Raw genomic sequence first — 13,223 nt, 5'->3', positions numbered from 1 at the left:
TTCTATTTTTTTGAAAAAAATCACAATTGCAATTGATGGGTATTCATCAACAGGAAAAAGTACTTTAGCAAAACAATTAGCTAAAGAATTAGGTTATGTTTATATCGATACGGGAGCCATGTATCGAGCGGTAACTTTTTTTGCTATGCAAAAGGGACTGATAAAGGCAGATTATTTTGATCAAGAAGGACTCATTGAGGCCTTAGATCAAATTCAATTGGAATTTCAATATAATGCCGTACGCGGTTTTGCTGAAATCCATTTAAACCAAAAAAATGTAGAGGAGGCCATCAGAACTTTGGAAGTATCTAGTTTTGTTAGTCAGGTTGCTCAAATTTCGGAAGTGCGTAAAAAACTGGTTGAACAGCAACAGAGTTTTGGTCGTAGTAAAGGGGTTGTAATGGACGGACGCGATATTGGAACGGTGGTTTTTCCCGATGCGGAACTAAAAATATTCATGACTGCTTCTCCGGAAGTTCGGGCTAGAAGACGCTTTGATGAGCTTGTGGCTAAAAGTCAAAAAGTAACTTTTGAAGAAGTATACCAAAATGTAGTGGAACGCGATCGTATCGATACTTCTAGAGAAGACTCTCCGCTTGTTAAAGCTGTGGATGCGATTGAATTTGACAATACTACCGTAGACAAAGAAGCGCAATTTTTGCAAATCTTGGAGCTGGCTAAACAAGTTTTGGCAAAACAATAAACACAACTTAACAAGCATTTGTTTTGTGAGAAACCGATTAAATGGTATTTTTGCCGGATTGTTACAAATCAAACAACGGATCCTGTAGGCGTTTAAACAACGTTTACAGTAAATTTTATAGCTCTACTACATGATGTCTTCTAAGTTAAAACTAACGATCATGAACTTTATGCAATTCTTTGTATGGGGTGCGTGGTTGATAACGATTGCCAATTATTGGTTTGGAACAAAACACTGGGATGGAACTCAGTTTGGATTAATTTTCGGTACTATGGGTATCGCTTCTGTTTTTATGCCGACTCTTTCTGGGATCATTGCAGACCGTTGGGTAAACGCAGAAAAACTATATGGAATTTTGCATCTGCTCTATGCTGCTACACTTTTCTACTTACCACAAATAGATGATCCTGCCTTGTTTTTTGATGTGATGCTTTTGGCGATGTGTTTTTATATGCCGACCATTTCATTAAACAATTCGATTTCCTATTCGGTTTTAAAGTCGAGTAATCTCGATGTCGTTAAAGATTTTCCACCTATTCGCGTGTGGGGAACCATCGGTTTTATTGCTGCGATGTGGGTGACGAATTTAACAGGAAATAAAGCTACAGAATATCAATTTTATATTGCGGGTATAGGTGCTGTCCTTTTGGGATTATACGGATTTACCATGCCGAAATGCCCACCTAAAAAGGAAGTAGACACCAATGCTTCGTTTTTTAAACTGATGGGCTTAGATGCCTTTAAATTGTTTGCGAACTATAAAATCACGATTTTCTTTGTATTTTCGATGTTTCTTGGTGGTGCATTGCAATTGACGAATGCATACGGTGATGTATTTTTAAGTGAATTTGAGAAGTTTCCGAAATATGCAGATTCTTTTGTCGTCAAGCATTCTACGATCGTTATGTCGATCTCTCAGATTTCAGAAACCTTGTTTATATTGGCAATTCCGTTTTTCTTAAAGCGTTTTGGAATTAAAAAAGTCATGCTGATTTCGATGTTTGCTTGGGTGTTGAGATTTGCACTCTTTGCTTTTGGGGATCCTGTAAATGGACTTTGGATGATTATCATGTCGTGTGTGGTATACGGTATGGCATTTGATTTCTTTAATATTTCTGGATCGCTATTTGTCGAAACATCGACAGATTCTAAAATGCGTTCATCGGCTCAAGGTTTGTTTATGATGATGACCAATGGGTTTGGAGCCATATTGGGTAGTGTGACTTCCGGTTGGATGATTGATAAGTTTTTCACTATGCCGTTTAAAGATATAACTGCTTTGTCTTCTTATTTGGAAACAGATCCTGATAATTCTACTTTGATCTCCTTATTGGCTAACAATAATATTGTTGTATCCGCGCAAGGTGTTTTTAGTCAAGATTTGATGTTGCGTGACTGGCAGTCTATTTGGTTGTCTTTTGCGATCTATTCGCTGATTATAGCCGTCTTCTTTGCCATTATGTTTAAACACAAACACGTGGTCGGAGCGCCTGTAGGGGATATCAAGCATTAAAATAAAGTTATACTATAAAAAAAACGCCGTTTCACTCAGTGAAACGGCGTTTTTTTTTATAGGACTATTTAATTTTTTTGTTCGAAAGTACTAGTGATTCCTTGTATAGTAAGCGCTGCCTTTTCCTTTTCTTCTTCCCAGCTTATACTATCATTGCAGTATTTTATTTTGGGTGGATGGTGTTCACATTGAGCTAGTTTGACATTGGGTAAATCTTTTCGTTCCAATAAAACGTAATTTTTGTCGTTTTCGAAGGTCGCGGTAACCTTGATCTGTTCGGTTTCGTTGGCGTAATTTTTTACGATGGGGCTAATTTGATAAAGTATCTCTTCGGTGTCACCGGAATTGAATCTGATTTGATTGTCTTGTGCCTCCCATATCACCTTGTTTTTTTCATATATAGCTCCTTTTGCCCAAGTTTCCTTTTGTGGAAGTATAAAAATATGTTCGGGTGATTGTATAATGACTTTTTTATCGGCTTGGTCTATTAGATAATAGGCACGGTACATAGCACCGGTTTGCGATCGATATACATAAGCTTTAGGATCCTTTAATTTATCGATTAGAGCAATTTCAGCCTCTTTGGTCGGTTGTAAAGAGTGATATATGTCGACTGCATCGTACACTGTTTTTTTCTGGCAAGCTAAAAGGGATACCGTGATTGCAATTGCTGTGAAAAAGCCTTTATAAGTCATGATATGTTGGTTTTGAAGTCATTAAAATCAAAAACAACGCCAATGTTCACTTTTATAAAAATATTTTGTATCTTATTTGTACAGAAATCAAACAGAAAGTCTTTAGTCGTGATTGGTGATTCGTTAGTCGTGATTGGTGGAAGCCGTAATCAGTGTGACCGTGAATAGGCAATCGCTCGATTTTTTAAATTTATTTCTTCTGACTATACTGATTATTAGTATAAATGCGAACCCTCGACGAACAACGATTTACGAACAACGACTCACGAATAACGACTCACGAACTAAGAAACAATCCAATGCGTCACCACATAAATGATCAACCCCACTAATCCTCCTACGAGTGTTCCGTTGATTCGGATAAATTGCAGGTCTTTACCCACTTCGAGTTCTAACTTTTCGCTGAGTTCTTTTCCGTCCCAATTACCTACGGTATTGCGGATGAGATTGCCGACTTCTTGGGTGTTGTTCAAAATCATTTTATAAACACTGTGTTGTACCCACGTATTGATTTTAGATCGGGTGCTCTCGTCGCTTTTAAGCTGATTGGCCAGTTGTTTAATGTTGTTGTGTATATACTTTGACACGGGAGAATTGGAGTCGCTTAATTGATCTAAAAGCTCTTCTTTTAGCGTGTCGACTAACTCTGATAAATACGTATTGATTTTTTCGGGAGTGATAAATTGTTCGAGTATATCGTCAAACTTGTGCTTCCAAACTTCTGAGCTGTTGATTTCCTGAGTGAGATCGAGCAGGCGAGAGGTCAATTCGATTCGAATTTTGTGATCTTGATTATATAATATTTCGTCAAAGAACGAAACGATTCCGCTGATCAATTGATTGGTCACTGCTTTTCCGCCGATCAATCCCAGTATGGGTTTTTTTTCTGTTACCTTGTGGTAAATTTCGTCTCTATTGGCTTCGACATATTTTTTGGCTTCGGGTAAAATTAAATCGATTAGACGGTTGTGTTCATTGTTTTCAATGGCATAGATCAAGCCTTGTGAAACTAAATTTTGAACGGGTATGGCTTGTATTCCTTGCTGAGCTTTAACTGTTAAAAAATCGAGTACAGTAGCTTGATCGAGATTGATCAGTATGTTTTTTAGTATTTTATTGATTTCCTTTTCTAATAGGTCTTGATTTTTGGAATGATCTAACCAATTGGCAGCAAAGAGTGCCAGGTCGATTTTTTCAACATAAGGTCTGATGTTCTCTGAGGTTAGAAAATTGTCTGTAACAAAACTACCGAGGTTATCACCGATACTATTTTTACTGTTTTCGATCAGATTGGTATGCGGGATTTTGAGTCCCATGGGATACCGAAACAGGGCAGTAACGGCAAACCAGTCTGCTAGAGCTCCCACCATAGCCGCTTCTGAAAATGCTTGAACGTAGTTCATCCACGTTTGCGGTTGGTGCTTCAGTAAAAAAACCATCAAAAAGTAAATCAGCATCATGGCGATAAACAGACCTGTTGCAATGCGTTTGTGTTTTCTGAGTTGTTTTTTCTTATCAGTCATAAAGCTCCTTGTTTGTTATAAAGATAGCTTTTTTTTGCTTATAGGCCTATAGGCTGATGCGCCTATATGTTCATACGTCCATACGCCCATGTGCGTATCAGCGTATCTACGTATTCGCATAAAAAAAAAGCACCTCCGAAAAGGTGCTTTTTTAAAAAAATTATTTAGTTTGGAGGTCAATCCAGTTCTTAGCATTTGTAAACGCTTCCATCCAAGGTGAAACTTCATCTTGACGTCCATCGGGATAATTTGCCCAATGCCATTGGAATAGAGAGCGCTCGATATGTGGCATCATCACTAAATGGCGACCGCTTGTATCACACATCATAGCTGTGTTATAGTCTGATCCGTTTGGATTTGCAGGATAGCTGTCGTAAGCGTATTTAGCAACGATATCATATTGATTTTCGGATTCTGGTAAATTGAATTTACCTTCACCATGAGATACCCAAACTCCTAGAGTACTTCCGGCTAGTGAAGACAACATGATGGATTTGTTTTCTTGTACTTTAACTGAAGTAAAAATACTCTCGTGTTTTTGCGATTGGTTGTGCAGCATTTTTCCGTGAACGGCATGTTCGGGATTGATCAACTCCAATTCCATAAACAACTGGCAACCGTTGCATATTCCGACAGATAAAGTATCTTCTCGTTTAAAGAAGTTTTTAAGAGCGGTATTGGCTTTTTCGTTGTATAAAAAGGCGCCGGCCCATCCTTTGGCTGAACCCAAAACATCGGAATTAGAAAAACCTCCTACTGCTCCGATAAATTGGATATCTTCTAGGGTTTCTCTACCGGATATTAAATCAGTCATGTGGACGTCTTTAACATCAAATCCTGCTAAATACATGGCATTGGCCATTTCTCGTTCAGAATTACTTCCCTTTTCGCGAATGATGGCTGCTTTAGGTCTTGGTTTATTACTGTCAATACTTGGTTTTTTACCAGTGAATTGTACTGGGAAATCGAATTGTAAAGGCAGGTTTTTATAGTTGTCGAAACGAGCCTGAGCCATTCCGTTTTTAGACTGTTTTTGGTCTAAAAGGAATGAGGTTTTAAACCAAGTATCTCTGAGTTCGCTGACGTTAAATTGCCAATTGTCGTTATTGTTTTTAAAGGTAACGGTGGCAGTTTCTTTTACTGTACCGATTTTAAAGGCTTCTATACCATGTCCTTTTAGTGCTTGTTCAAATGCGGTGTCTTCTTTAGCTTGAATTACTAGAGCGATATTTTCGTTGAAAAGCGCTTTGATAGCATCGGGTTCGCCAAGTGCTGTTAGGTCGTAATCTGCACCTAGGTTCACGTCGGCAAAACACATTTCTAAAAGACTTGTGATTAATCCACCGCTACCGATATCATGACCTGCGGCAATGTGTCCGTTTTGAACCAAATCTTGAACGGCGTTAAAGGCTTTCTTAAAGTAGGCACTATCTTGGATGGTTGGAGCTTCTGTTCCAATCTTGTTTAAGATTTGTGCAAAAGATGAACCTCCTAATTTGAATTGATCCTGAGATAGGTTGATATAATAAATTGATCCCGCATTTTTCTTCAATACCGGTTCAACAATTTTTGTGATATTATTACAGTTTCCTGCTGCTGAAATGATAACAGTACCTGGAGCAATAACTTGATCATTAGGGTACTTTTGTTTCATCGACAGGGAATCTTTCCCAGTAGGAATATTGATTCCAAGATCAATAGCAAACTCGGAACAGGCTTCAACGGCACTATATAGTCGAGCGTCTTCACCGGGATTATTACAAGCCCACATCCAGTTGGCGGATAGGGATACACTAGCTAAACCATCTTTTAATGGAGCCCATACCAAGTTGGATAAAGCTTCACCAATAGCATTTCGGCTTCCCGCTTTCGGATCGATTAAGGCAACGATAGGAGCATGGCCAACCGTAGTAGCGATTCCTTCCTTTCCTTTGTAATCCAGAGCCATAGCGCCTAAATTGTTTAAAGGCAATTGTAGTGGTCCCGTACATTGCTGTTTGGCAACACGACCACCAACACAACGGTCAACTTTATTGGTCAACCAGTCTTTACAGGCAACAGCTTCTAATTGTAAAAGATCGTTTAAATACTGTGGAACTAAAGCTGTCGAATAGTCTAGCTCTTGATAAACTCTATTGATGGTTTGATCGGCCATGATGGTTTTCGGAGAACTTCCAAACATGTCTTCCAAAGCAAAATCCATCGGCTTAGCACCGGTTTTTTTAGATTCAAAAGTAAATCGGTGATCGTTGGTTACTTCACCGACTTGATACATAGGAGCGCGTTCGCGTTCTGCAACGCGTTCTAGTATAGCGATGTCCTTTGGAGCAATAACCAGTCCCATTCGCTCTTGCGATTCATTACCGATAATTTCTTTAGCGGATAAAGTAGGATCTCCAACCGGTAGTTTATCTAAGTCGATTAATCCTCCAGTATCCTCTACCAGTTCAGAAAGACAGTTTAAATGCCCACCTGCACCGTGATCGTGTATGGAAACAATTGGATTGATATCGCTTTCTACCATAGCTCTAACGGCATTGGCTGCACGTTTTTGCATTTCTGGGTTGGAACGCTGTATGGCGTTTAATTCAATTCCTGAACCAAAGGCTCCGGTATCTGCAGAAGAAACTGCAGCACCACCCATTCCGATTCTATAATTTTCCCCACCGAGAATAACGATTTTATCGCCTTCTTTGGGTTGGTGTTTTTGTGCTTGTTCTAATTTTCCGTAACCGATTCCTCCTGCTTGCATGATTACTTTGTCGTAACCGAGTTTGCGCGATTCCTCTTCGTGTTCGAAAGTCAAAATCGAACCGGTGATGAGCGGTTGTCCAAATTTATTTCCGAAATCGGAAGCTCCATTGGATGCTTTAATTAGAATATCAATTGGAGTCTGGTAAAGCCAAGGACGTTCCGTCATGCCTTCTTCCCATTGGCGATCTGCAGTCAATCGGGAGTAAGCGGTCATATAAACCGCTGTTCCAGCTAATGGAAGAGAACCTTGTCCACCTGCTAAACGGTCGCGTATCTCTCCACCTGAACCGGTAGCTGCGCCATTAAACGGTTCTACAGTGGTTGGGAAATTATGGGTTTCTGCCTTTAATGAAATAACAGAATCAAAGTCTTTTTCTTCGTAAAAATCAGGTTTATCAGCCGATTTTGGAGCAAATTGTGTTACTCTAGGACCTTTTACAAAAGCCACATTATCTTTATAAGCTGAAACAATCTCGTTGGGATGAGTTTCAGAGGTCTTGCGTATTAACTTAAATAATGATGTCGGTTTTTCTTCACCATCTATAACAAAAGTTCCGTTGAATATCTTGTGGCGGCAATGCTCTGAATTTGCCTGAGAAAATCCAAAAACCTCAGAGTCCGTTAACTTACGACCCAGTTTTATAGCTAGGTTCTCTAAGTATATAACTTCTTCATCGTTTAATGCCAAACCTTCTTGTTTGTTATAGGCGCCTATATCTTCAATATCTAAAATGGCTTCCGGTTGTAAATCGATCGAAAATATATTCTGATTTAATTCCGCAAACGATTGAGACAGCATCGGATCAAATTCTTGCAAATCTTCGGCTTTGTAAAACTCTTCTATCCTTAGAATTCCTTGAATACCCATGTTTTGAGTGATTTCAACGGCATTGGTGCTCCAAGGTGTAATCATAGTGGCACGAGGGCCAACAAACTCTGCTTTAAGTGTAGTTTCTTTTAAAACTTGAGCTTGACCAAAAAGCCAATTGAGCTTAGTAATATCCTCGGATGTCAATTCGTTTTGTACCTGAACGGCAAAGAATTTTTTCGAAGGGTTCTCGAAGAAATGAATCATTTTATTGTAGGTGTTAGTTGTTGTTGTAAGTTGCAAAAATAATTTAAAAAAAGACAATTAAAAAATTAATCTTTAGGCGATGTGATATTCTGATATGCACCCAAATCAGGATTCGAAATACGCGATTTTCCATTGAGATCCAACGGCACTTTTTGCGCGGTTTCCAAATTTCCTTTTCCCAATAAATCAACCGACTTGTCGGTAATCATCAAATGATTTTTATCGATGTTAGAGAAGTAGGGGCGAAAGAGATCCACCGCGGTGCTTAAATAGATTTCACTATATCTATTTGGATTTTTAAAATCATAGGGAAAACGGTATTCGGAACCACTTCCAAATTGAAAATATTTTATCAGGGTGTTCTTAAATAATACCGGGAAATTCTCTGCTGTACTATTGGTTTTTAAAACCAAACTCTCTGCGGCATTGCTGTATAAAATACAATTTTCGAAAACTGCCTTTTTAATCTGAAATTCGGGTGTACCGTCGTAATCGTCGATTAAAACTGCTGTGTGGTTGGGTTTGTTCCAATAATTGGCAAAAGTAGCGTGTAGGAATTCGTATTCTCCTCCAAAGCTACAGGCTAATGATGCAATTCCGGCATTGCCTACCACGACATTGGTTCCGTAGATCTTTGCAGCTCGACCCAATATACCGTACTGCGAAGCATGGTATATCTGTACGTTGTGTAATTGTACGGTTTCTGTGTTCTTATTGATTAAAAGACCTACAGTAGGGTTTTTAATTATGGTGTTTTTCAAGCTGCCTGTACTGCCAACTGTAAACCAGATCGCACCCCATTGACCGGGAATATTGCTAAAGTCGGGTTCTAAACGATCACCTTGAATAACAATCGGTTTCTCCAACGAACCCAAAGCGTTAACTTGAGCCTTATTCGAGACTAATAAACCGGAATTATCGTGAAAATAGATCTGAGCACCTTCATCAATCTGTAAGGTTTTGTTCGTAGGCACGGCGGCATAACCATAAATAACATAGGGTTTGTCGTTTTTCCAATGCAAGGTGTTCTGTTGATTATGATCTCGCTCTGAAAGATAAAAGCCATAAATTTCTTCACCATCAAAGGGTAGTGTTTCCGCTACGCCTGCTGCATTGCGTTGTGGGTAGAGGAAATGTGCATCTTGCACCAAGGTTACTAAAGCTACTTTTTGAGTAGAAATACCTGCTCCAAATTCGATCTGATCGGTGTATAGATAGGTGGTGGATTCATTTTTATACTTGCTGTAGTCGATAGTGGTTTCAATAAAGATATACAAGCTATCTTTAGCGAGTAGTTCGACATTCTGGAACACCTTGCCCGACTGTCCATCAACCAACAAGCGGTATTGTGAATTTTCACCTTGGCTGAGTTTAATGGTAGGTATTTTAATGTTGTTATTCGAACGGTTGTATACCTTAAGCGTATAAGTACTCGAACCAATATTGGTAAATACGGTATCGAGATAGATGGTGTCTTTGGAAAAAGCCAGTTTGCCTTCATGGGGGGTGAAATCAAAATCTTTTCTACACGAAATCAATAAAATCAATACCAGTGACAGAAAGGATAGAGAATAAATGCGCATATACTTCTTTTTTGTAAAAATAAGCAAAAAAATGCAATTAAAGCAGCTTTAAAAATCGATTTTGCGGTATTTCATCCATAGGAAAAGATATTTTTTATAATTGGCAAAGGCTTGTAAATAAGCGAGTATAAAACCTTCTTTACCATCTATAAAACCCATTTGTACAAAATAGCGGTAGATGAATTCGTTTAAGGGACGAACGGTAAAATGAAAAAAATTGGGGCGTATATTTCTACTGTGCATGGCCTCGGCTAGGCGTAGACTGTGTTGATCCAACTTTTTATTGTAATTATCAAAAGTAGTGTAGCTATAATCTAAGGTTAGGTTTTTTAAAAAGGCAATACCGTCGTTGGGTTGGTGATACAGTGGATGCCGTTGTAAGAGTAGGCTTTTTCGCGCATTATAACCGCCAAAACGGGCGATTTTCCCCATAAAAAACATCCCTTTTTTACGAGTATAGAATTCACTGAATCCATGGGAATCTATTAATATAGATTTAATCTCTTGTTGAAGTTCTGAGGTGACGACTTCATTAAAATTCAAAAACAAGATCCATTCATTAGAGGCTTGTTGCGCAGCCTTTTTCTTGGTGGCTTCCTCCTGATCTGGCGTACAAGTTAAAATCCAATCCGATGGCGGTAAAGGGGTGTCGTTGCATGCATTCTGGTCACAAGTATCCACAATAATCACTTCATCAGCTATAGAAATACTGCTTAGAAACAGATCCGACTGCTTGTCTGTGGCGTGTCGGGTAATAATGACAGTTATCTTAGACATTAAAAATAAAGGTATAGCTTGTTTTGGAATCCATTACAAATGTAATAATTTTGTTGGAATTAATTAAAGAAATTATTAGATGAAAAAGTTACCGATATTGATGTACCACAATATTAGTGCAGTAGATACCGTTTCCCGAGATTTGACGATTTCAACGCGAAGGTTAGAAGAACAATTGAGTTATCTCAAGCAACAGGGGTATCACACTTATCATTTTAGGGAACTCGAAGGTCAGGTTGAAATTCAGCCTAAAAGTATTGTTTTAACCTTTGATGATGTTACTGTTAATCAATTGGTTTATGCGGTACCCTTATTAGAAAAATATCAGATGAAGGCTACATTTTTTATCCCCTTTAAATATATTGGACAAGTCGATCAGTGGAATAATGGTGTAGAGCCTTTGATGGATATGGAGCAGCTCAAGAGTTTGCCGGAATGTATTGAATTGGGGTATCATTCTTTTGAACACCGTCCTTATGCCGATATGACGGATCAACAAATTGCCGACGATTTTAAAGCCTGTAATCAGATCATTGATGCAGAGGAGCTAAAAATATATCCAGCTGTAGCTTACCCGTATGGAAATTTCCCTAAAAAAGATCCCAAACGTCAAGAGTTTTTTAAGCTAATGCGTCAAAATGGAATGAAATTCGGATTGAGAATTGGCAATAAAGTCAATCGTTTCCCTTTTGAAAATCCTTATGAAATCAAGAGATTGGATGTTAAAGGTCAAAATTCTTTAAGTGCCTTTAAGTTCAGATTGCGTTTTGGTAAGTTATTTTAAATCGCGCTCGATCAACATCGCTTTGGCATAGCGGGCAAAAACACCGTAGGCATCAATAGTAGCGCCAGCAAAACCGGCTGTCCCATCTAAAAAACCACGCTTGAGAATATAGGTCGAAAAAAACCGATAGAACGGCTTAAATGCCAAATGGTAATAGGTTACTTTCTTTTTCTTTTTATGAAATTCGCCAGCTTGAAACCAAGCATACGATTCCTTTTTACTTAAAAAGTGAAAAATACCTTTATAAGTGTAATGCAATACAAAGTGGTCGAGAACGGCTGTTTTTCCTTTTTTTATGCGAAGTTTTTCATGGACATCTCCTGTGAATCGAATGTTTTCATTTCGCACTAATCGCATTACTTTATCAGCTTTGTGAAAGAGAAATCGATTTAAGAAAAAATGCGGAAAACGCAATTTATAACCACTATATGAGCTCGAATGTGATATTTTGGCGAGTATCTCTGTCTGCAATAAAGTACTGATGCGTTCATCCCCATCCATAAATAAAATCCATTCACCCTTGGCGTACGGAATGGCATGATTTTTCTGACAAGAAAAATTGTCGAATTTGCGCTGTATTACTTTACATCCCAGTGAAGCAGCTAATATTTCGGTTCCATCGGTGCTATACGAGTCAATCACGATAATCTCATCGGCAAAAGATACCGAATGCACCGCATCTTGCAAATAGGAATACTCATTGTATGTCGGAATAATAACGCTTAATTTCATCGAATTATAAAAACCCAAATTTAGCAAAAATTAAGTTATCAAATTCAAAAGCATAATTATTTTTGTGATGTAATCTACAATGTTTTACAAGTGTTTAGCTTAAATTTGGGAATATATTATTTGTATATCAAGTAAATCGGTGTTAAATATGTTGCATTTTGCAGCTAGGTGTAAGGTGTTTTGCTAGGTGAATTTTGCGTGAGTTTTAGTGTATTCTTTGTAATTTATCAAAAAGAAGAAGATGGTTAACAGTGAAGGTTAACTAGTTTAAAAGAAGTATAATGACTATATGATACAAACCTATAACTAAAGATTAGAAGGAAGGAAATAGAAATAGGTAAAAAAACTACTTGAGATCGCGTTCTAATAACATCAATTTAGCATATCGCGCAAAAACGCCATAGGCGTCAACGGCTGATCCGGCAAAGCCAGGAGCGCCATCTAAAAACCCACGCTTGAGTACATAGGTCGAGAAAAAGCGATAAAACGGTTTAAAAGCGAGATGAAAGTAGGATATTTTTTTTCTTTTTTTCAATAACTCACCGGCTTGAAACCAGGCGTACGACTCTTTTTTATTGAGAAAATGAAAAATTCCTTTATAAGTATAGTGAATGATATAATTGTCGAGTATACCGACAGTTCCTGTTGGAACTTGTAATTTTTCATGCACATCTCCGGTAAAGTAAATTTGATTGTTCTTGGCAAGACGGATCACGCGATCGGCTTTGTGATAGAGAAAGTGATTTAGAAAAAAATGGGGGTTACGCAGTTTATAGGCTTGATCTGTACCCTTGTTTATTTTAGATACAATCTCGGCTTGCAATCGGATAGAAATGCGTTCGTCAGCATCGAGAAAAAGTACCCATTCGCCTTTTGCGAAGGGGATAGCGTGATTTCGTTGGTTCGAAAAATTATCAAACTTTCGTTGAAGGACCGTACAATGCAGTGAATTTGCTAACTCCACGGTTCCATCAGTGCTGTACGAATCCATTACAATGATTTCGTCTGCAAAGGCTACAGAATGTACAGCATCTTCCAAATGCGCACGCTCGTTGTAAGTTAAAATAACAACACTTAATTTCAT

At 38.3% G+C, this 13,223-nt stretch carries 10 protein-coding genes; 3 read left to right on the top strand and 7 right to left on the bottom strand.

Annotated elements, in window-relative coordinates:
- Nucleotides 1–10: 10 nt before the first annotated feature.
- Both cmk and L1275_RS07370 read left to right on the top strand, forming a co-directional pair.
- Nucleotides 11–703, top strand: coding sequence for a (d)CMP kinase (gene cmk / locus L1275_RS07375; protein ID WP_253471368.1), 693 nt, complete (start codon nucleotides 11–13; stop codon nucleotides 701–703).
- Nucleotides 704–836: 133 nt separating this feature from the next.
- Nucleotides 837–2,216, top strand: coding sequence for a nucleoside permease (locus L1275_RS07370; protein WP_253471733.1), 1,380 nt, complete (start codon nucleotides 837–839; stop codon nucleotides 2,214–2,216).
- A 68-nt stretch (nucleotides 2,217–2,284) separates the two neighbouring features.
- Here the strand turns inward: L1275_RS07370 and L1275_RS07365 are convergent, their stop codons facing one another.
- From L1275_RS07365 to L1275_RS07345, 5 genes are all read right to left on the bottom strand, one after another.
- Nucleotides 2,285–2,911, bottom strand: coding sequence for a hypothetical protein (locus tag L1275_RS07365; protein WP_253471366.1), 627 nt, complete (start codon nucleotides 2,909–2,911; stop codon nucleotides 2,285–2,287).
- A 284-nt stretch (nucleotides 2,912–3,195) separates the two neighbouring features.
- Nucleotides 3,196–4,434, bottom strand: coding sequence for a DUF445 domain-containing protein (locus L1275_RS07360; RefSeq protein ID WP_253471364.1), 1,239 nt, complete (start codon nucleotides 4,432–4,434; stop codon nucleotides 3,196–3,198).
- A 160-nt stretch (nucleotides 4,435–4,594) separates the two neighbouring features.
- Nucleotides 4,595–8,263 (bottom strand): phosphoribosylformylglycinamidine synthase, encoded by a 3,669-nt coding sequence (purL, locus tag L1275_RS07355; protein WP_253471362.1) that lies wholly within the window; start codon nucleotides 8,261–8,263, stop codon nucleotides 4,595–4,597.
- Between the two features lie 65 nt (nucleotides 8,264–8,328).
- Nucleotides 8,329–9,846 (bottom strand): hypothetical protein, encoded by a 1,518-nt coding sequence (locus tag L1275_RS07350; protein WP_253471360.1) that lies wholly within the window; start codon nucleotides 9,844–9,846, stop codon nucleotides 8,329–8,331.
- A 48-nt stretch (nucleotides 9,847–9,894) separates the two neighbouring features.
- Entirely contained in the window at nucleotides 9,895–10,623 is a 729-nt protein-coding gene (locus L1275_RS07345; RefSeq protein WP_253471359.1) for a hypothetical protein, read from the bottom strand.
- A gap of 79 nt (nucleotides 10,624–10,702) precedes the next feature.
- Between L1275_RS07345 and L1275_RS07340 the strand changes: the two genes are divergently transcribed.
- Nucleotides 10,703–11,407: a polysaccharide deacetylase family protein gene (locus L1275_RS07340; RefSeq protein ID WP_253471357.1), complete on the top strand. Its 705-nt coding sequence runs from the start codon at nucleotides 10,703–10,705 to the stop codon at nucleotides 11,405–11,407.
- Here L1275_RS07340 and L1275_RS07335 read toward each other — a convergent pair.
- Both L1275_RS07335 and L1275_RS07330 read right to left on the bottom strand, forming a co-directional pair.
- Nucleotides 11,399–12,139 carry a glycosyltransferase family 2 protein gene (locus L1275_RS07335; RefSeq protein WP_253471355.1) on the bottom strand — a complete coding sequence of 247 codons (741 nt, stop codon included), beginning with the start codon at nucleotides 12,137–12,139 and terminating at the stop codon, nucleotides 11,399–11,401. The two genes, L1275_RS07340 and L1275_RS07335, sit on opposite strands and share 9 nt — an antisense overlap.
- Nucleotides 12,140–12,485: 346 nt before the next feature.
- On the bottom strand, nucleotides 12,486–13,223 hold the full coding sequence (locus tag L1275_RS07330) for a glycosyltransferase family 2 protein (protein ID WP_253471353.1): 738 nt from the start codon (nucleotides 13,221–13,223) through the stop codon (nucleotides 12,486–12,488).

This window comes from Flavobacterium sp. HSC-61S13 (assembly GCF_024171535.1).
Taxonomy (GTDB): Bacteria; Bacteroidota; Bacteroidia; order Flavobacteriales; family Flavobacteriaceae; genus Flavobacterium.
This window is presented reverse-complemented; position numbering and strand designations above follow the sequence as displayed.